The organism is Stenotrophomonas sp. TWI1409 (genome assembly GCF_039673015.1).
GTDB classification, from domain to species: Bacteria; Pseudomonadota; Gammaproteobacteria; order Xanthomonadales; family Xanthomonadaceae; genus Stenotrophomonas; species Stenotrophomonas maltophilia_A.
Window position 1 is genome coordinate 1 of the sequence record NZ_JBDJKU010000070.1, and the last position, 19,901, is coordinate 19,901.

Sequence of the window (19,901 nt, forward strand, 5' to 3'; positions counted from 1 at the left end):
GGGTACGCGATGCTACCGAAGATCATGAGGTTGCCGGCCAGCGGCCGGCACTACCAGATCAACGGAATCGGGCCAGGGCCCTTCCGCGGCGCGGAAGGGATCCGACCCGGGCATCAGCCGCGGCTGACGCGGCCGACCGGCGTGTTGCCGCCGTCGCCGAGGAACTTGCGCGGGTTGACCACGTTGCCGTTCTCCCACACCTCGAAGTGCACGTGGGCGCCGGTCGAACGACCGGTGGAACCGGCCTTGGCCACTTCCTGCCCGGCACGCACCAGGTCGCCGACCTTCACCACCAGGCGCGAATTGTGCGCGTAGCGGGTGACGTAGCCGTTACCGTGGTCGACGTCGACCACGTTACCGTAGCCGCCCTTCACGCCGGAGAAGCTGACCACGCCTTCGGCCACGGCCATCACCGGGTCACCGACCCTGGCGTGGAAGTCCATGCCCTTGTGGGTGGCGGCACCGCGGCCGAACGGGTCGGCACGGGTGCCGAAACCGGAGGTCACGTAGCTGTTGCGGATCGGCATGCGCGACGGCACGGCGTTCTGCTGCAGCTGGTGGTCGAACATCAGCGATTCCATCACCGACAACTGGCGGCCTGAAGCAGCGAAGCGCTGCTCCAGCACCTGTAAGTCGGCGTTGACGTCCTTGACCGGGATGTCGCTGGTCGGGCCGCCGGCGTCGCCGTCACCGAGACCGGGGGTCTCGTTGAAGTCGAACTCGCCGTCTTCCAGCTTGCCCATCTGGGTCAGCCGTTCGCCGAGGGCGTTGAGGCGGGTGGCCTGGGCCTGCAGCTCGCCGAGGCGGGCCGCCAGCGCGTTGACCTGGGTCTGCGCATCGCGCTTGACCTTGGCCAGCTCTGCATCCTGGCGCTCGACCTTGGCCTGCAGGCGGGAATCATTCAGCGCGCTGGCGCCAATGCCGCCGGCAAGGCCGATAATGCAGCCTACCCCGAGCACGCTGCCCAGCAGGGCGCGGGGGCGGTCCTCGAAATAGAACCGCAAACGCGCGATCGGCGACGCTTTGGCCTGTCCTTCACGCGTTTTGATTACGATCTTTTTGAATGCCATCAGTGAGTTTTCATGTCTGAGCCGAAATCCAGCGTTCGCCCCGCGTCAGTGCCGAAGCCGGCGCTGGATGCGGTGATGGCGGACAAAAGCGGGAACCCGCTGCGGCGTGCCTTGTGGCTCGACGCGCTGGACCGTCAGTTGCGCCCCCAGTTGCCGCCACCTCTGCGCAGCCGTTGCCGGCTGGCCAATGTGGACGGGGAACACCTCGTTTTTCTCGTCGAGTCCCCGGTCTGGCATGCCAAGTTGCGGCTTGCCGAAGCCCAGTTGCTCGACGCGGCCCGTTCCATCGGGCTGAAGGCCACCAGGGTGACCATCAAGACTGCGTCTCCCACTCCCACGCGCTCCCCAGCGCTCGACAACCGGAATGGACCCCACGCAGTTTCAGCCGCCACGCACAAAGGGCTACGCGACGCCTTGGCTTGCCTGCAGGACGTTCCTTCGAAGCCGAAGAAGCGGTCCTGACGACAACGGAGCATCCGGCTCCGCTCCCCGTCGCGCGTGTCACCACGGCGTGAAACAATTCGGGGGCCGGGTCGCATCCTAGCTGCCATCCGGGGGCCTGTCGTTAGATTGTTGTTAAAACCGCGTTAAATTCAGGCTTCCGATCCAACAGGTTCACAAAACCGTGACCTCGAACCGGCCTTGACTCGCGTCAAGCATGCTGAATGCGCCGGACACGCCTGAAACGACAACGCCGCCCTGGAAGGCGGCGTTTTTGTCTTTCAATTCAACGATCTACAGGAATCAAGCGTAGGCCGGGGTAGCGTATTCCACCGGGTCCGGGGTGGCCGGCGAGTCGAAGCTGACCCATTCCCAGGCGGTGGCGTCGGCCATCAGCGCCCGCACCAGCTTGTTGTTGAGGGCGTGACCGGACTTGAAGCCTTCGTAGGCACCCAGCACCTGGCCACCGGCCAGATAGAGGTCGCCGATCGCGTCGAGGATCTTGTGGCGCACGAACTCGTCGGCGTAGCGCAGGCCGTCTTCGTTGAGCACGCGGAACTCGTCCAGCACGATGGCGTTGTCCATCGAACCGCCCAGGCCCAGGTTGCGCTCGCGCATGTATTCCAGGTCGCGCATGAAACCGAAGGTGCGCGCGCGGGAGATTTCCTTGGTATAGGCCAGCGTCGAGAACTCGATTTCCTGGCGCGACTGCTTGGCCGGGATCATCGGGTGATCGAACTGGATGGTGAAGCCCAGCTTGTAGCCCTCGTACGGGCTGAAGCGGGCCACCTTGTCGCCCTCGGTCACTTCCACGGTCTTCAGCACGCGGATGAAGCGCTTGGGCGCGTCCTGTTCCACGATGCCCGCCGACTGCAGCAGGAACACGAACGGGCCGGCCGAACCGTCCATGATCGGCAGCTCGGCCGAGGACAGTTCGACGATGATGTTGTCCACACCCAGGCCGGCCAGCGCCGACATCAGGTGTTCGACGGTCTGGATCTTGGCGTCGTTGCAGGTCAGGCCGGTGCACAGGGTCACTTCGGTGACCAGTTCGGCCTTGGCCGGCACTTCCACCACCGGGTCCAGATCCACGCGACGGAACACGATCCCATGGTTGACCGGTGCCGGGCGCAGGGTCATGTAGACCTTGTCACCGCTGTGCAGGCCAACGCCGGTGGCGCGGATCGTGTTCTTGAGGGTGCGTTGCTGGATCATGGGGGATGGGCCGGAAGTGACACATTAGATTAACACGCGCCCTCCCCTACCCTGGCTGAAACGCCAGTGAAGGCTGCCGGCAGGACGCACCGGCACGCCGCGGGGACGCGCGTGAAGCAGGGCAGCCGGACCCATCCTGGCCCGGCGCCCGCGTTTTCAGGACATGGTGGCGCAACCCGGGGAGGACAAGCCCCGGGCGCCCCGCTTAGTCCGCCTGGCGGCGCAGGAACGCCGGGATGTCCAGGTAATCGTTCGGCAGTTCCGCCGCCGCCGGGGCCGAAGCGGCCGGGGCCGAGGGAGCGGAGGCTGCCGCGGTATCGCTGCTGGCGCGACGCAGGCCCAGACCCATGCCGCCCACGGCCTTGGACACGGCGTCGCCGCCGTTGTCGAAGTCACCGAATTCCGGCTGGCCGGTGGTGGCGTTGCGGACCAGCTTGATCGGCGCACGCTCGCCCGGACGCTGGGACTTGCTGGCCGAGACGCGGTTCAGGCCGGTGGCGACCACGGTCACGCGCACTTCGTCCTGCATGTCCGGGTCGAGCACGGTACCGACCACCACGGTGGCGTCTTCGGAAGCGAAGCCGTCGATGGTGCGGCCGATCTCGTCGAACTCGGCCATGGTGAAGTCGGCGCCGGCGGTGATGTTGACCAGGATGCCGTTGGCACCGGCCAGGTTCACATCGTCCAGCAGCGGGTTCTGGATCGCGGCTTCGGCCGCGGCCTGGGCGCGGTCATCACCACGGGCGGTGCCGGTACCCATCATCGCCAGGCCCATTTCGGACATGACGGTGCGCACGTCGGCGAAGTCGACGTTGATCAGGCCCGGACGCACGATCAGGTCGGCGATGCCCTGCACGGCGCCCTGCAGCACGTCGTTGGCGGCACGGAAGGCTTGGATCATGGTCGCGTTGCGACCCAGCACGGTGATCAGCTTCTCGTTCGGGATGGTGATCAGCGAGTCGCAGTGCTGGCTCAGTTCCTCGATGCCCTTCAGCGCCACCTGCATGCGGCGACGGCCTTCGAACGGGAACGGCTTGGTGACCACGGCCACGGTCAGGATGCCCATTTCCTTGGCCAGCTGTGCCACCACCGGCGCAGCGCCGGTGCCGGTACCACCGCCCATGCCGGCGGTGATGAACACCATGTCCGCACCCTGCAGGGCGTCCATGATGCGCTCACGGTCTTCCAGCGCGGCCTGACGGCCGACTTCCGGGTTCGCGCCTGCGCCCAGGCCCTTGGTCACGTTGGTACCCAGCTGCAGCTGCAGCTTGGCACCGCAATTCTTGATGGCCTGCGAGTCGGTGTTGGCGGTGATGAATTCCACGCCGTCCACCGCCGAGTTGACCATGTGCGCCACGGCATTGCCGCCGCCGCCGCCCACGCCAACCACCTTGATCACCGCATTGGGTGCCATCTTTTCGATCAGTTCAAAATGCGCCATGTCCGTGTCCTCGTTGTATCCGCTTTGGCTGGCATGGGCATTCGGGCGTCCTGCCGTCCTGCTGCATGCCGACGTTGCGGCTGTGTGGGTTGTGTGTTGCCGGTGTTGCGTTTTGCTACGGGTACTGCGGGTGCTGCGCCCGGGCGATGCCCGGTGTTACGGGTTCCGCGTCAGAACTCGCCGCGGAACCAGGTCTTGAGTTTCTTGAACATGCTTCCAGCGCGCCCGGTCGGCAGCGACGGCCGCCGCGGGTGCTCGATCTGGCTGCCCATCAGCAGCAGGCCCACGCCGGTGGCATGCACCGGGTTGCCCACCACTTCGCCCAGGCCGGTGACGTGCTGCGGGATGCCCACGCGAACCGGCATCTGCAGCATTTCCTCGGCCAGTTCGACCACGCCTTCCATCTTCGAAGCGCCACCGGTCAGCACCATGCCGGCGCGTACCAGTTCCTCGAAGCCGGAGCGGCGCAGTTCGGCCTGCACCATCTCGAAGATTTCCTCGTAGCGGCCCTGCACGGCCTGCGCCAGCGAATGGCGCGGCATGCGGCGCGGCGGGCGGTCGCCCACCGACGGCACCTGGATGCTTTCCTCGGCGGTGGCCAGCTGGGCCAGGGCGCAGGCATAGCGCACCTTGATCTGCTCGGCTTCCGGGGTCGGCGTGCGCAGCATGTGCGCGATGTCATTGGTGACGTGGTCGCCGGCGATCGGCAGCGAAGCCGTGTGGCAGATCGCGCCCTGCACGAACACCGCGATATCGGTGGTGCCGGCGCCCATGTCGACCAGCACCACGCCCAGCTCGCGCTCGTCAGCGGTCAGCACCGCCACGCTGGAGGCCAGCGAGGACAGCACCAGGTCGTCCACCTGCAGGCCGCAGCGCTGGACGCACTTGCTGATGTTGGCCGCAGCCGACTGCGCGCACACCACCAGGTGGGCATGCACTTCCAGGCGCACGCCGGTCATGCCGACCGGGTTGCGGATGCCTTCCTGCGAATCGTCCAGGACGTACTCGCGCGGGATCGCGTGCAGGATCTTCTGGTCGGCCGGAATCGCCACGGCCTTGGCCGCATCGAGCACGCGATCCAGGTCGCCCCAGGTCACTTCGCCGTCGCGGATCGGCACGATGCCGGGCGAATTCTTGCACTGCACGTGGTTGCCGGAGATCGAGGCATACACCGAGCGGATCTCGCATCCGGCCATCAGCTCGGCTTCTTCCACCGCGCGCTGGATCGACTGCACGGTCGATTCGATGTCCACCACCACGCCACGCTTGAGCCCGCGCGACTCGTGCGAGCCGATGCCGATCACTTCGATCGGGTTGCCCGGCGAGTACTCGCCCACCAGCGCCACCACCTTGGAGGTGCCGATGTCCAGGCCAACGATCAGCGATTTGTCACCCTTGCGATTCATGTCCTTTCCTGCGTCCTGCTGGCTGGGGTCGCCGGCGTTTTCGCCGGCGTGGCCGGGGTACCCCAGCTCAGCGTGAAACCATTGGTGTAACGGAGGTCGGCGCGCTCGATCGGCGCGTCCTGACGGTTGAGCTGCGGCAGCACCTTGACGAAGCGCTGCATGCGCGAGCGCGCGTCGTCGCGGCCGACCACCACTTCGGTACCGTTGCTCAGCACCAGCGACCAGCTGCCGCGCGCATCCATCGTCACCCGGCGCACGTCGACGCCGGCCGGTGCGAACAATGCACGCGAGTCGCTGTACAGCTTCATCACTTCTTCGGTCTGGCTGTCGGGGCCGTCCAGTTCGGGCAGCGCCAGATCGGCCAGCTTCTTCGGCGTGGGGAACAACTTGCCCTGCTCGGAAACCAGGCGGTCGTTGCCCCAGCGCGCGAACGGCTTGTGCTCGACCAGGGTCACTTCCAGCACGTCCGGCCACTGCTTGCGCACCTGCGCGCTTTCCACCCACGGCAGCTGCTCCAGGGCGTCCTGCGCGTCCTGCAGCTTGACCGCGAAGAAGCCCGCATGCGCGTACGGCAGCAGCACCTGCTGCAACTGCTCGGCCGGCACCCGCTTGAACTCACCATGCACGCGCAGCTTCGCCAGCGGCCAGCGCTCGGCGCCGACCCAGCCATTGACCACGGCCACCACCGGCAGTGCAACCACCGACAGCGCCAACAGCCAGACAAAGATGCGCAGCACCGCGTTCATGCGTGCGAGGCCTCCAGGGTCTGTTCCAGCACGCGCCACACCAGCTCTTCGAAGCTGATGCCGGCCTGGCCTGCGGCCTTGGGCACCAGCGAATGGCTGGTCATGCCCGGCGCGGTATTCACTTCCAGCAGGAAGAAGCGGCCGCTGCTGCGATCGCGCATCACGTCCACGCGGCCCCAGCCACGGCAGCCAGCAGCGCGGAACGCGGCCAGCGCGATGCGGCGGATCTCTTCTTCGTCGTCACCGTCCAGGCCTGGGCACAGGTACTGGGTGTCCTCGGCGATGTACTTGGCGTTGTAGTCGTACCACTGGCCCTTGGGCACGATGCGGATCGACGGCAGTGCGACATCGCCGAGGATGGCCACGGTCAGTTCGTCGCCCACCACCATCTGTTCCATCAGCAGCTGGCCGTCGTAGCGCGCGGCCAGCGCCACGGCTTCATCGAGGCCGGCGTCATCGGTGACCCGGCTGATACCCACGCTGGAGCCTTCATTGGCCGGCTTCACCACTACCGGCAGGCCCAGTTCGGCTGCCAGTGCATGCACCGTGGTCGCGTCCACCTTCCGGTACTGCGGGGTGGGCAGGCCCAGCGACAGCCACACCTGCTTGGTGCGGATCTTGTCCATGCTCAGCGCCGAGCCCAGCACGTTCGAGCCGGTGTACGGCACGCCGAAGGCGTCCATCAGGCCCTGCACGATGCCGTCCTCACCGCCACCGTTGTGGCCATGCAGGATGTTGAACACGCGATCGATGCCACCGGCGGCGAGCGCCTTGGCCAGCGCCGGAATGCCATCCACCGCGAACGCATCGACGCCGCGCGACTGCAGCGCTTCCAGTACGTTGCGGCCGGAGTCCAGCGACACCTCGCGTTCGCTGGAGCTGCCGCCGAGCAGCACGGCGACGCGGCCGAACACGGCCGGGTCGGTCACGCGCAGCGGCGGGAAGGTCAGCGCGCTCACGCCTCGCCCTCCCCCTTGAAGCCTTCCACCGCGATATGGGTGGCCACGGCACCGATGTCGCCGGCACCCATCATCAGCAGCAGGTCACCGTCCTGCAGCACGTCCGGCAGCACGCTGGCCAGCTCGGCGGCCTTGCCCACCACCACCGGCTCGCTGCGGCCACGCGCTCGGATGGCGCGGGCCAACGCATGCGAATCGGCACCGGCAATCGGTTCCTCGCCGGCCGGGTAGACCTCGCTCAGCACCAGTGCATCGACGCTGGACAGCACCGCGGCGAACTTGTCGAACTGGTCGCGGGTACGGCTGTAGCGGTGCGGCTGGAAGGCCACCACCAGACGCTTGTCAGCCCAGCCACCACGGGCGGCGGCGAATACCGCCTCCAGCTCGCTCGGGTGATGACCGTAGTCGTCGATGATGCGGACCTTGGCACCGCTGGCGGTGGTCACTTCGCCCAGATCGTTGAAGCGACGGCCAACACCGGCGAAACCTTCCAGTGCACGCGCGATCGCGTCCGGCGCCACGCCCAGCTGCCAGCCCACCGCAGCGGCGGCCAGCGCGTTGAGTACGTTGTGCTTGCCCGGCAGCGCCAGCACCACTTCCTGGCTGGTGCCCTGCGGCAGGCGCAGGGTGAAGCGCATGCGCGAACCTTCCTGCACCACGTTCTCGGCGCGCACGTCGGCCTGCGGGCTCATGCCGTAGCTCATCACGTGGCGCGGGGTCTTGGCGGCCAGCGCAGCCACTTCGGGATCATCGATGCACAGCACCGCCAGGCCGTAGAACGGCAGGCGCTGCAGGAACTCGGCGAACGCCGCCTGCACGCGGGCGAAGTCGTTGCCGTAGTTCTCCAGGTGGTCGGCATCAATGTTGGTGATGATCGACATCAGCGGATTCAGGCGCAGGAAGCTGCCATCGCTTTCGTCAGCCTCGGCCACCAGCCACTGGCCACCACCCAGCTTGGCGTTGGCACCGGCGGCCAGCAGCTGGCCTCCGATCACGAACGTCGGGTCCAGGCCACCTTCGCTCAGCACTGCAGCGGTGAGGCTGGTGGTGGTGGTCTTGCCGTGGGTACCGGCCACCGCGATGCCGCGGCGGAAGCGCATCAGCTCGGCCAGCATCGCCGCACGCGGCATGATCGGAATGCGCTGGCTGCGCGCTTCCATCAGCTCCGGGTTGTCTTCGCGGATGGCACTGGAGACCACCACGCAGTCGGTGCCCAGCACGTTGGCTGCGGAGTGGCCGCGCATGATGCGCGCACCCAGGCTGGCCAGGCGACGGGTCGCCACGTTGTCGGCGTTGTCTGAGCCGGACACCTCATAGCCCAGCGTCAGCATCACTTCGGCGATACCGCTCATGCCGGTGCCGCCGATGCCGACGAAATGCACGCGCGGGAACGCGCGCACCAGGTCGTTGGTGTCGTGCAGGCGACGGATCATGCGCGGCCTCGCGCAGGGCAGGCGCGGTGGCATGCCTTCTTCATACGGCTTCCTCAAGAATGATATCGGCGATGCGCTCGGCGGCATCGACCTTGGCCAGGGCACGCGCGGCTTGCGCCATCTGCATGCGGCGGGCGGGATTTTCGGACAGATCGCGCAGCAGTGCGGCAATGCCGTCAGCCAGCGTTCCGTCCTGCTTCAGCAAAACCGCCGCGCCGCGCTCGACCAGGTACTCCGCGTTGCGGGTCTGGTGATCGTCGACGGCGGCGGGGAATGGCACCAGCACGCTGCCGACACCCACCGCGCACAGCTCGGCCAGAGTGGAAGCGCCGGCACGGCACACCACCAGATCGGCCCAGGCGAAGGCCTCGGCCATGTCGGCGATGAACGGCGTGATTTCAGCCTGCACACCGGCCTTGGCATATGCCTCGACCGCTTCGGCATGCATTTTTTCGCCACTCTGGTGGCGTACCTGCACCGGCACCGTGGCACCCAGCGCAGCGATGGCCTGCGGCACGCCGGTGTTGAGCGCACGCGCGCCCTGGCTGCCACCGACCACCAGCACGCGCAGCGGACCCTGGCGGTCGGCGAAGCGCTGTTCCGGCGGTGCGATGGCGGCGATTTCGGCACGCACCGGGTTGCCGATGAACTCCTCGCGCTTGGCGAAGGTGCCCGGGAAACCGGTCAACAGGCGGCGCGCATAACGCGACAGGATGCGGTTGGTCAGGCCCGGCGCACGGTTCTGCTCATGCACGATCAACGGCAGCCCATGCAGGCGCGTGGCCATGCCGCCCGGACCGGAGGCAAAGCCACCGAAGGCGACCACCGCACGCGGCTGGCGCTTGCGGATGATCATGCCGGCCGCGCGCAGCGCGCGCATCAGCCGCCACGGCGCGCCCAGCAGGGCCAGCTTGCCTTTGCCGCGCAGACCGGTGATGGCCAGGGTGTCGATCGGAATGTCGTGCTGCGGCACCAGGCGGGTTTCCATCGCACCATCGGCGCCCATCCAGGTGACCGGTATCCCGCGCGCGCGCAGCACGCGGGCCACGGCCAGGCCGGGGAAGATGTGACCGCCGGTGCCACCGGCCAGAATCATCACCGGGCGCACGTTATTGGTGGCTGCGCTCATGACAGCCTCCCGAAGGTCGGTTCGATGCGCGACTGCAGGCGGCTGGTACCGCGTGCGGCGTTCGCTGCAGCGGCAGCCGTCGGCTCGGCGCTCATCGGCGCGCTGGCCGCAGCCGGTGCGGCCGGCGCGTCCACGGGTGCATCGGCCACGGCCTCGTCGCCACCACCGATGCGCACGGCCTGGCGACGCTCGGCGCGCTTGAGTTCATAGGACACGCGCAGCAGCAGGCCCATCGCCACACAGGTCATCAGCACCGACGAACCGCCGGAGGAGATCAGCGGCAGGGTCAGGCCCTTGGTCGGCAGGATGCCCAGGTTCACGCCGATCGAGACGAAGGTCTGCATGCTGATCCACAGGCCGATGCCGAAGGCGATGTAACCGGAGAAGTGGCGCTTCATTTCCACGCAGCGCATGCCCAGCCAGAACGTGCGGCCGACCAGCAGCGCGTACAGGGCCACGATCACGCAGGTGCCGAGGAAGCCGAACTCCTCCGCGGTGACCGAGAAGATGAAGTCGGTATGTGCTTCCGGCAGGTAGTACAGCTTCTGCACCGAGTTGCCCAGGCCAACGCCGGTCCACTCGCCGCGGCCCACGGCCATCAGCGCGTTGGACAGCTGGTAGCCGTCGCCCTGCTGGTCGGCCCACGGGTCGAGGAAGGAGGTAATGCGGCGCATGCGGTACGGCTCGATGATCGCCAGCGCGCTCATGCCGACCAGGCCGATGATCACCGGCATCGACATGCGCGGCATGTTCACACCGCCCAGCACCAGCATGCCGGCGGTGATCGCCAGCAGCAGGGTCGAGGAACCGAAGTCCGGCTGCAGCAGCAGCAACAGCACCAGCGCACCGGCCACGCCCAGAGGCTTGAGCATCGCCGGCCAGGTCGCGTTGACCTCGTCGCGGAAGCGCACCAGGTAGCTGGACAGCCAGACGATATAGAGCACCTTCACCGCTTCCACTGTCTGGAACTTGGAGATGCCCAGATTGATCCAGCGGCGTGCGCCGTTGACCGTGCTGCCCAGGCCCGGTGCGAACACCGCCAGCAGCAGCACGAAGCAGCCCAGCAGCAGCATCTGGTTGTACTGCTCGATGGACTTCAGTTCAGTGCGGGCGGCAACGACCGCCAGCACGATACCCACCGCCAGGAAGATCAGGTGGCGGTTGAGGTAGTAGAACGGGCTGCTCATCAGAGCGATCGAGCTGGACGCCACCATCACCACGCCGATGCCCGTGAGCGCGATGATCGCGCCCAGCAGCCACTTGTCGTAGCTGCCTTCGATGGCCTCAAGGCGTGTTGCCTGGCGGGACAGGTCGTTCATCTCAGCGCACCTTCAACGTGGCCAGGCCGATCAGCACGAGCACGACGGAGATGATCCAGAAGCGCACGATCACGCGCGGCTCCGGCCAACCCTTCAGTTCGAAGTGGTGGTGGATCGGCGCCATGCGGAACACGCGCTTGCCGGTCAGCTTGAACGAGGCGACCTGGATCATCACCGACAGCGTTTCGATGACGAACACGCCGCCCATGATCACCAGCACCAGCTCCTGACGGGTGATCACTGCGATCGTACCCAGCACCGCACCCAGCGCCAGCGCGCCGATGTCGCCCATGAACACCATGGCCGGATAGGTGTTGAACCACAGGAACCCCAGGCCCGCACCGGCGATGGCCGCGCAGATGATGACCAGCTCGCCGGCGCCCGGGATCTGCGGGATCTGCAGGTAGTTGGCGAACACCACGTTGCCCGAGGCGTAGGCGAACACGCCCAGTGCGCAGGCCACCAGCACGGTCGGCATGATCGCCAGGCCGTCCAGGCCGTCGGTCAGGTTCACCGCGTTGGAGAAGCCGACGATCCAGAAGTAGGCGATGGCCACGAATCCGATGCCGGCCAGCGGCAGCGCGATCGACTTGAACATCGGGATGTAGAAGGTCAGCGCTGCCGGCACGTCGGCCGTGTAGAACAGGAACAGGCCCGCGGCCAGGCCGAAGATCGACTGCAGCAGGTACTTCCAGCGCGACTTCAGGCCGTTCGGGTCGCGGCGGACGATCTTGATCCAGTCGTCATACCAGCCGATGGCGCCGAAGCACAGCATCACCGCCAGCACCAGCCACACGTAGCGGTTGCGCAGGTCGGCCCACATCAGCACCGACAGGGTGATGGTGAGCAGGATCAGCGAACCGCCCATGGTCGGCGTACCGGCCTTGGAGAAATGGGTCTGCGGACCGTCCTTGCGGATCGGCTGGCCGCCCTTGAACTGGGCAAGCTTGCGGATCATCGCCGGGCCGAGCCACAGCGACAGGAACAGGGCCGTCAACGCGGCAAGGATGGCGCGGAACGTCTGGTAGTTGAACAGCCCGAACAGGCTCTCCAACTGCTGCAACCATCGAGCCAGTTCATACAACATGCGGGGATTCCTCTCCTTGCGCCAGCAGCGCTTTGACAATCGTGTCCATGGCGCTGCCACGGGAACCCTTGACCAGGCAGCGCACGCCGGCGTGCAGCTCGTCCTTCAGCGCCTGCGACAGCGCGTCATGGGTGGCGAAATGACGGCCGCCTTCACCGAAGGCGGTGGCGGCAGCGGCGCTGAGCGGGCCCAGCGCGTACAGGCGCTTGAGGCCAGCAGCGCGCGCGCGGAGCCCTGCCTGCGCGTGCAGCGCTTCGGCGTCCGGACCCAGCTCACGCATGTCGCCCAGCACCAGCCAACCCTCTTCCGGCGCGGCGGCAAGGGCGTCGATGGCCGCGGCCAGCGAACCGGGGTTGGCGTTGTAGCTGTCGTCCACCAGCACCGCGCCGTTGCGCAGCTGATGGGCGATCTGGCGGCCCGGCACCGGCTGCGCATCGGCCAGGCCGGCTGCGACCAGCGCCAGCTCGATACCGGCGGCCAGCGCCAGGCTGGCAGCGGCCAGCGCATTGCTGACGTTGTGGCGACCCGGCAGGCCCAGCACCACGCGGGCTTCGCCGCCCGGTGCGACCAGGGTGAACTGGCTGCCCTGCGCGCCGGCGCGGATGTCGCGCGCGGTGATGTCCGCGGTGTGCTCCAGGCCATAGCGCAACACACGGCTGCGCGGCGGGGTGCCGACGAAGTGCTGTTCGAACCAGCGGCCGTAGGCATCGTCGACGTTGATCACGGCCACGCCATCGGCCGGCAGCGCGGCATAGATCGCGCCCTTGGTCACTGCCACGCCGAGCAGGCTGCCCATCCGTTCCAGGTGCGCCGGGGCGATGTTGTTGACCAGCGCATAGCGCGGGCGGGCGATGTCGGTCAGGTAGGCGATGTCACCCGGCTTGCCCGCGCCCATCTCGTAGACAGCGTAGTCGGCATCTTCCGGGGCATCGATCACTGCCAGCGGCAGGCCGATCTCGTTGTTGCGGTTGCCCGGGTTGGCGTAGACCACCTTGTGCGCATGACGGGCCACCTGCTGCAGGATTGCCAGCAGCAGGCTCTTCACGCTGGTCTTGCCGTTGCTGCCGGTGATCGCGAACACCTCGGTATCGCGGTCGCGCTGCATGCCGGTGGCGATCTTCGCCAGCGCCAGCTCGCAGTCGGCCACCAGCACCTGCGGCAGTTCGATCGGCAGCAGGCGCTCGACCAGCAGCGCGCTGGCACCGCGCGCCTGCGCGTCGGCGGCAAAGTCATGGCCATCGAAACGCTCACCGCGCAGCGCCACATACAGGCTGCCCGGGCCGAGGCTGCGGGTGTCATTGCTGACCGCATCGATGGCCACGTCGTCGCCGTGGATCTCGCCGCCGGCCCAGTGTGCGATCAGCGAAAGCAGAGTGCGCTTCATGCGATGCCCTCCCCGGCCTGCGCGCTGAGCACACCGGCCTTGGCGGCCAACGCAGCGGCGGCCACTTCGGTGTCGTCGAAGTCATGGCGCACGCCATTCACTTCCTGGTACGGCTCGTGGCCCTTGCCAGCGATCAGGATGATGTCGCCGGCACCGGCACGCTTCACCGCCAGGCCGATCGCACGCGCGCGGCTGCGCTGCACGGTCACGGCATCGGCGTTCTGGAAGCCGGCCAGGATGTCGGCCACGATCACGTCGCCATCCTCGCCACGCGGATTGTCGTCGGTGACGATGACCTGGTTGGCCAAGCGCTCGGCGATCGCGGCCATCTGCGGGCGCTTGCCGGTATCACGCTCGCCACCGCAGCCGAACACGCAGAACAGCGTGCCCTGCAGGTGGCCGTGCAGGCTGTCCAGCGCCTGTTCCAGTGCGTCCGGGGTATGTGCGTAATCGACCACCACGGTCGGCAGGCCGTCTTCGCCGCCCAGGCGGTTCATGCGGCCACGGATCGGCTGCAGCGCCGACAACACCTCGGCAATGCGCGGCAGCGGCTGACCCTGCGCGTGCAGGGTGCCGGCCACGGCCAGCAGGTTGTCCACGTTGAAGCGGCCCAGCAGCGGCGACTGCACCGCCGCGCGCTGGCCGTCGATGACCAGTTCGAAGGCAATGCCACGGCCATCCAGCTGCAGCGCCTCGGCGCGCACGCTGGCATCGGTGGCACCGCGCGAGCTCAGGCCGATCGGCTGCACACCGGCCGGCAGGCCGGCGAACAGCTGGCGACCGAACGCGTCGTCAAGATTGATCACCGCGGCCTTCAGGCCCGGACGATGGAACAGCCGCGCCTTGGCCGCGCCGTAGCTGGCCATGTCGCCGTGGTAGTCCAGATGATCGCGGGTGAGGTTGGTGAATACCGCTACGTCGTAGTGCACCGCATCCACGCGGCCCTGGTCCAGCGCATGCGAGCTGACTTCCATCGCCACCGCGCGCGCACCGGCATCACGCAGCTGCGCCAGCAACGCATGCATCTGCAGCACCAGCGGCGTAGTGAAGCCGGTCGGCTCAACTGCACCGTAAAGTCCGGCGCCCAACGTGCCGATACTGCCACTGGGCGTTCCGAGCAGGTGCCAGGCCTGGGCCAGCAGCTGCACGGTGGAGGTCTTGCCGTTGGTGCCGGTCACGCCCACCATCGCCATCGCCCGCGACGGTGCGCCATGGAACTGGTCGGCCATCGCACCCATGCGCGCGCGCAGGCCCGGCACAGCGATCGCATCGCCCGGTGCCGGCAGCTCGGCAGGTGCCGGCGGTTCGAACAGGATGACACCGGCGCCCGCCGCACGGGCCTGCTCGACAAAGCCCAGGCCATGCGCGCCGAAACCGGCGATGGCGACGAAGGCATTGCCGGGGCGCACGGCGCGGCTGTCCAGCACCAGGCCGGTCAGAACGGGATCGTGGCCCGCCAGGGCCACATCCGGAAGCAACTGCGAAAGCAACATCGAAGGACTCATTGCGTGCCTCCCGTAGCGGGCGGCGTCTGGGCTTGCGCGCTGGGCAGCGCAGCGTCGAATTCAGCGGCGGCATCCACCGGCAGCGCGGCCTCAGCCGGCGGCGCGGGCAGGATCGAGGCCGAATGGCCGACCTTGCCGGACTGCTGTGCGGCCAGCCACGACTGCAGGTCGTCCAGCGGCACGTCCATCAGGCGCAGGGTGCCTTCCATCACGTTGTGGTAGACCGGCGCCGACACCAGGCCGCCATAGAACTTGCCGGCCTGCGGGTCGTTGATGACGATGACGGTGGCGAAGCGCGGGTTGGTGGCCGGCACCACGCCGGCGAACAGCGCGTTGTAATGGCCGCGCTCGTAACCGCCGGGGCCGGCCTTGCGCGCGGTACCGGTCTTGCCGGCCACGCGGTAGCCCAGCACCGCCGCCTGCTTGGCGCCGCCCTGGGTGACCACGGTTTCCATCATCGCCACCACCTGCTTGGCGACGTTCTCGTCGATGATCTGCTGGCCTTCGTTGCGCTGGCCCTTGACGAAGGTCGGCGCGATCAACCTGCCGCCATTGGCCAGCGCCGAGTAAGCAGTGGCGATCTGCAGCGGCGTCACGTTCAGGCCATAGCCGTAGGACATCGTGGTCTTGGTGGTGCCCGACCAGCGCGCCGGGCGCAGCACCACGCCGCCGGACTCACCCGGGAAGCCGCTGTGCGGTACCGAGCCATAGCCGAAACGGCGCACGCCGTCGTAGAACACCTGGTCCGGCATCTTCGCCGCGACCTTGGCCGCACCCACGTTCGAACTGCGGGTGATCACGCCGGTCACGTTCAGCACGCCGTTGTTGCGCGGCACGTCGCGGATGGTGAAGCGACCCAGGGTCATGTAGCCCGGGTTGGTGTCGATGATGGTGTCCTTGGTCACCGCGCCGGACTGCAGCGCGGTGGCGATGGTCAGCGGCTTCATCGTCGAACCCGGCTCGACCAGGTCGGTCACCGCACGGTTACGGCGGGTATCAGGAGCCGCACCACCCACCGAATTCGGGTTGTAGGTCGGCAGGTTGACCATGGCCAGGATCTCGCCGGTGGTCACGTCCATGATCACCATCGAACCGCCGGCCGCCTTGTTGGCCACCAGCGCATTGCGCAGTTCCTTGAACGCCAGGTACTGGATGCGGCGGTCGATGCTGAGGGTCAGGTCCTTGCCCGGTTCGGCGGCGCGCAGCAGATCGCTCTCGACGGTCTCGCCCTTGCGGTTGCGGATCACCCGCTTGGCACCGGCCTTGCCGCGCAGCCATTCGTCGAACGCCAGCTCCAGGCCTTCCTGGCCGCGGTCGTCGATGTTGGTGAAGCCCAGCACGTGCGCCATCGCCTCACCCTGCGGGTAGAAGCGGCGGAACTCGCGCTGCGCGGCCACGCCTGGAATCTTCAGCGCGACCACCTTCTCTGCCTCGTCCGGATTGATCCGGCGGCGCAGGTACATGAATTCCTTGTCCGACTTCTGCGACAGGCGGCTGCTCAGTTCATCCACCGACATGCCGACCGCCTGGGCCAGCTCGGGAATCCGCTCAGGCGAACGCAGCAGGTCCTGCGGGTTGACCCAGATCGAAGCGACCGGGGTCGACACCGCCAGCGGCTCGCCGTTGCGGTCGGTGATCATGCCGCGCGAGGTCTTGATCGGCAGCTCGCGCAGGTAGCGGGCCTCGCCCTGGCGCTGGTAGAAGTCGCTGTTGATGATCTGCACGTAGGCCGCGCGGCCGACCAGCGACACCGAGCACAGGCCGAGCGCCAGGGCAACCCAACGCAGGCGCTGGCGCAGGTTGAAGGCGTTGCGGGGGCGGTTGCGGCCGGTCTTGCTCATGGGCGCACCACCACGATGTCGGCGGCCTCGGGGAACTTCATGCCGAGCTTCTCGCGGGCGATGCGATCCACACGGTTGGCTTCGGCCAGGGTGGCCTGTTCCAGCTGCAGGCGGCCGAATTCCAGATTGATGTCATCGCGCTTGCGCTCAGCGCGCGACAGCTCGATGAACGTCTGCCGGTGACGGTGACGCACGAACACGACGCCGATCGCCGAGGCCACGGTCGAGGCCAACAGGATGATCAGCAGCAGCCGGCTCATGCATCAGCCTCCCGCTTCTGGGCCACGCGCAGCACGGCGCTGCGGGCACGCGGGTTGGCCGCCAGTTCTTCGTCGGTGGCCTTGATGGCGCCACCGATCAGATCCAGGGTCGGCACGAACACCTCCGCCTCGGGCAGGCGGCGGTTGGCCGGCGGCGCCTTGGCCAGGCGGTTCATGTACTGCTTGACGATGCGGTCTTCCAGCGAGTGGAAGCTGATGATCGCCAGACGACCGCCGGGCTTGAGCCGCTCCACCGCCGCATCGAGGCCGGCTTCCAGATCGGCCAGCTCGCGGTTGATGTGGATGCGGATCGCCTGGAAGCTGCGCGTGGCCGGATGGATCTTGTCCTTGCCACGTGGCATCACCGAGGCGATCAACTCGGCCAGCTCGGCGGTACGGGAGAACGGCTGCTTCTCGCGGCGGGCCACGATGGCGCGCGCGATACGGCGGCTCTGGCGCTCTTCGCCGTAGGTCCACAGCACGTCGGCAATCTCGCGTTCTTCAACGCGGTTGATCCACTGCGCTGCACTTTCACCGCTGTCCGGGTCCATGCGCATGTCCAGCGGGCCGTCCTTGCCGAAGCTGAAGCCACGTTCGGCCACGTCCAGCTGCGGCGACGACACGCCCAAGTCGAACAGCACGCCGTCCAGGCCTTCAGCCGTCGCATCCCACTGCAGCAGCTGGGCGAAGCTGCCACGGAAGATGGACACGCGCGGGTCCGGCGCGAAATCGCGCTCGGCTACGGCGATGGCTTCCGGATCCTTGTCCATGACCAGCAGGCGCCCCTCGGGACCGAGCTGGGTGAGCACGCCACGTGCATGACCGCCACGACCGAACGTGCCATCCAGATAACGTCCGTTTTCGATCACCCTCAGGCCTTCAAGGACCTGGGTGTACAGGACCGGCAGGTGCACCGCCGGCGACTGCGACACCGGAAGGTGACCGGCCTGCGCTTCTGGGCGCATCCGGGCACCCCGGCTCACAACTTCAGGTCGAGCAACCCATCACCCAGATCCTCGTCAGACAATGTCTGCTGGATCAGGGCCCGATGCGCCTGCTCGCTCCACAATTCGAACTTGTCGCCCATACCGAGCAATACCGCCTTCTTCTCAATGCCCACCGCACCGCGGTGGCTGGCGGGGATGCTGATGCGACCGTTGCCGTCCAGCTCAAGATGGGCGGCCGAGCCGACCAGCTTCTGCTGCAACAGGCGCACGACGCGCTGGGTGTTGGGCTTGGACATCACGTCGTCGCGGACCCGCTCCCATTCCGACTCTGCATACAGCCACAGGCAGCCGGCTTCGAACGGGTTGTAGGTCAGCACGAGACGGTTGTTGCTGGCGCGCGCGACGAGGTCGCGGTAAGCGGTGGGAACCGCCATGCGCCCTTTATCGTCAACTGTGATGGCCGTCTCGCCCTGGAACACGACGCGTGCACCTATCCTTCGCCCGGTGAAACATTGAACCACGAAAACCCACAAAACACCCGGATTTCCCTCTGATGCCCACCTTAGCAGCGGCCGAAGGGTTGTCAACAACTTTTCAGCGGGGAAATCGCCAGCCACATCAATGGCTTGCAACAACCTTTAGAGAATTGTTCAAGGCTTATCCACAAGTTGCTGATCCGTCTCAATTTTTGAGATTGAACGGAAGTTCAGGGCTGTGGACAGCGCGTGAAACATCGGCCGCGCATTCATCCAAAACGGGCCGGAAGCGGCGCCAGACTGCGCAAACCGTGCACAATGAGGCCATGTGCCTGCTCGCTCTTGGCTGGATGCACCACCCGCGCTGGCGGCTGGTGATGACCGGCAACCGTGATGAGTTCCACGCCCGCCCGACGGCGGCGCTGGCCCCCTGGCAGGATGAGACCTCCGTCATCGGCGGACGCGACCTGCGCTCCGGTGGTGGCTGGGCCGGCGTCGGTGCCGCAGGCCGGATGGCAGTGGTCACCAATGTGCGTGATCCGCTGGCCGCCCAGACCGGTCCTTCACGGGGCGCGCTGGTGGCCGACTTCCTGCGCGGCCGCGACCCGGCCGCCGTGCATATCGACCGACTGGCAACGGTGGCCGGCGCCTACGCGCCGTTCAACCTGTTGCTGGCCGACGGCCACAGCCTGGAGTTCCTGGGCAACCACCCCGCCGAGCGGCAGAGCCTGGGCCCGGGCGTGCATGGCATGTCCAACGGTGCGCTGGACGCGCCCTGGCCGAAGACCCGGCGGCTGATGGAGGCCCTTGAAGCCTGGCTGCAGGAAGACCGGGTCAGATCCCTTTCGCAAAGCGAAAAGGATCTGACCCCGGACCTGACCCCGCTCTGGGCCGCCCTGGCCGACGAACATCGCCCCGCCGACAGCGACCTGCCCGACACCGGCATCGGCCTGGAACGCGAGCGCTGGCTGAGTCCGGCGTTCATCCGCGGCGACGACTACGGCACCCGCGCCAGCACCGTGCTGCTGATCGACGCCGATGGCCACGGCCAGATCCACGAGCGCCGCTTTGGCCCACAGGGCGCAGCCAACGGACAGAGTCACGTCATTTTCTGACCGGGTCGTGCCGGCCGCTGGCGGGAATTCCTTTTCAGCAGGGTAGTGGCGGCCGCGGGGGGGGCACCGCGGGGTAATTTTATGAGCCCTGAAGCAGGCGCCCGGGGGGCCGCGCAACCCGGCCACA

At 67.4% G+C, this 19,901-nt stretch carries 17 protein-coding genes and 1 pseudogene; 2 read left to right on the plus strand and 16 right to left on the minus strand.

What is annotated here, in order from left to right:
• Positions 1–113 precede the first annotated feature (113 nt).
• Positions 114–1,070 carry a M23 family metallopeptidase gene (locus ABE423_RS17620; RefSeq protein ID WP_107432410.1) on the minus strand — a complete coding sequence of 319 codons (957 nt, stop codon included), beginning with the start codon at positions 1,068–1,070 and terminating at the stop codon, positions 114–116.
• A 12-nt stretch (positions 1,071–1,082) separates the two neighbouring features.
• Here ABE423_RS17620 and ABE423_RS17625 point away from each other — a divergent pair, with 12 nt between their 5' ends.
• Positions 1,083–1,532 (plus strand): DUF721 domain-containing protein, encoded by a 450-nt coding sequence (locus ABE423_RS17625; protein ID WP_005408086.1) that lies wholly within the window; start codon positions 1,083–1,085, stop codon positions 1,530–1,532.
• A 282-nt stretch (positions 1,533–1,814) separates the two neighbouring features.
• Here the strand turns inward: ABE423_RS17625 and lpxC are convergent, their stop codons facing one another.
• The 15 genes and pseudogenes from lpxC to mraZ form a co-directional block, all read right to left on the minus strand.
• The gene (lpxC, locus tag ABE423_RS17630; RefSeq protein ID WP_005408085.1) at positions 1,815–2,726 is read right to left on the minus strand and encodes a UDP-3-O-acyl-N-acetylglucosamine deacetylase; all 912 of its coding nucleotides are present in this window, start codon (positions 2,724–2,726) and stop codon (positions 1,815–1,817) included.
• Between the two features lie 205 nt (positions 2,727–2,931).
• Positions 2,932–4,167 (minus strand): cell division protein FtsZ, encoded by a 1,236-nt coding sequence (gene ftsZ / locus ABE423_RS17635; protein ID WP_125895345.1) that lies wholly within the window; start codon positions 4,165–4,167, stop codon positions 2,932–2,934.
• Between the two features lie 170 nt (positions 4,168–4,337).
• Complete coding sequence (gene ftsA / locus ABE423_RS17640; protein WP_005408083.1) at positions 4,338–5,573, minus strand: cell division protein FtsA; 1,236 nt, start codon at positions 5,571–5,573, stop codon at positions 4,338–4,340.
• Positions 5,574–5,644: 71 nt separating this feature from the next.
• Positions 5,645–6,319 (minus strand): annotated as a pseudogene (locus tag ABE423_RS17645) (cell division protein FtsQ/DivIB); the annotation flags it as partial.
• Positions 6,316–7,278 carry a D-alanine--D-alanine ligase gene (locus ABE423_RS17650; RefSeq protein WP_049399805.1) on the minus strand — a complete coding sequence of 321 codons (963 nt, stop codon included), beginning with the start codon at positions 7,276–7,278 and terminating at the stop codon, positions 6,316–6,318. The gene ABE423_RS17650 and the pseudogene ABE423_RS17645, both read right to left, overlap by 4 nt.
• A complete protein-coding gene (murC, locus tag ABE423_RS17655; protein WP_012510048.1) occupies positions 7,275–8,711 on the minus strand; it encodes a UDP-N-acetylmuramate--L-alanine ligase in 1,437 nt (478 codons plus the stop codon). The genes ABE423_RS17650 and murC overlap by 4 nt, the downstream gene beginning before the upstream one ends.
• 40 nt (positions 8,712–8,751) lie before the next feature.
• Positions 8,752–9,840, minus strand: coding sequence for an undecaprenyldiphospho-muramoylpentapeptide beta-N-acetylglucosaminyltransferase (gene murG / locus ABE423_RS17660; protein ID WP_125895343.1), 1,089 nt, complete (start codon positions 9,838–9,840; stop codon positions 8,752–8,754).
• On the minus strand, positions 9,837–11,159 hold the full coding sequence (gene ftsW, locus ABE423_RS17665; protein ID WP_125895342.1) for a putative lipid II flippase FtsW: 1,323 nt from the start codon (positions 11,157–11,159) through the stop codon (positions 9,837–9,839). Before ftsW ends, murG begins: the two co-directional genes overlap by 4 nt.
• Position 11,160: 1 nt before the next feature.
• On the minus strand, positions 11,161–12,246 hold the full coding sequence (mraY, locus tag ABE423_RS17670; RefSeq protein ID WP_010481929.1) for a phospho-N-acetylmuramoyl-pentapeptide-transferase: 1,086 nt from the start codon (positions 12,244–12,246) through the stop codon (positions 11,161–11,163).
• The gene (gene murF / locus ABE423_RS17675; protein ID WP_346486971.1) at positions 12,236–13,630 is read right to left on the minus strand and encodes a UDP-N-acetylmuramoyl-tripeptide--D-alanyl-D-alanine ligase; all 1,395 of its coding nucleotides are present in this window, start codon (positions 13,628–13,630) and stop codon (positions 12,236–12,238) included. Before murF ends, mraY begins: the two co-directional genes overlap by 11 nt.
• Positions 13,627–15,135: a UDP-N-acetylmuramoyl-L-alanyl-D-glutamate--2,6-diaminopimelate ligase gene (locus ABE423_RS17680; RefSeq protein ID WP_293795216.1), complete on the minus strand. Its 1,509-nt coding sequence runs from the start codon at positions 15,133–15,135 to the stop codon at positions 13,627–13,629. Before ABE423_RS17680 ends, murF begins: the two co-directional genes overlap by 4 nt.
• Positions 15,132–16,976 carry a penicillin-binding protein 2 gene (locus ABE423_RS17685; protein WP_346486974.1) on the minus strand — a complete coding sequence of 615 codons (1,845 nt, stop codon included), beginning with the start codon at positions 16,974–16,976 and terminating at the stop codon, positions 15,132–15,134. Before ABE423_RS17685 ends, ABE423_RS17680 begins: the two co-directional genes overlap by 4 nt.
• Positions 16,973–17,236, minus strand: coding sequence for a cell division protein FtsL (gene ftsL, locus ABE423_RS17690; protein WP_005412242.1), 264 nt, complete (start codon positions 17,234–17,236; stop codon positions 16,973–16,975). The genes ABE423_RS17685 and ftsL overlap by 4 nt, the downstream gene beginning before the upstream one ends.
• A complete protein-coding gene (gene rsmH / locus ABE423_RS17695; protein ID WP_100434042.1) occupies positions 17,233–18,201 on the minus strand; it encodes a 16S rRNA (cytosine(1402)-N(4))-methyltransferase RsmH in 969 nt (322 codons plus the stop codon). Before rsmH ends, ftsL begins: the two co-directional genes overlap by 4 nt.
• 14 nt (positions 18,202–18,215) lie before the next feature.
• Positions 18,216–18,662, minus strand: a complete 447-nt coding sequence (gene mraZ / locus ABE423_RS17700) for a division/cell wall cluster transcriptional repressor MraZ (RefSeq protein WP_004143635.1) — start codon at positions 18,660–18,662, stop codon at positions 18,216–18,218.
• Between the two features lie 323 nt (positions 18,663–18,985).
• Between mraZ and ABE423_RS17705 the strand changes: the two genes are divergently transcribed.
• Positions 18,986–19,774 (plus strand): NRDE family protein, encoded by a 789-nt coding sequence (locus ABE423_RS17705; protein WP_346486976.1) that lies wholly within the window; start codon positions 18,986–18,988, stop codon positions 19,772–19,774.
• Positions 19,775–19,901 lie beyond the last annotated feature (127 nt).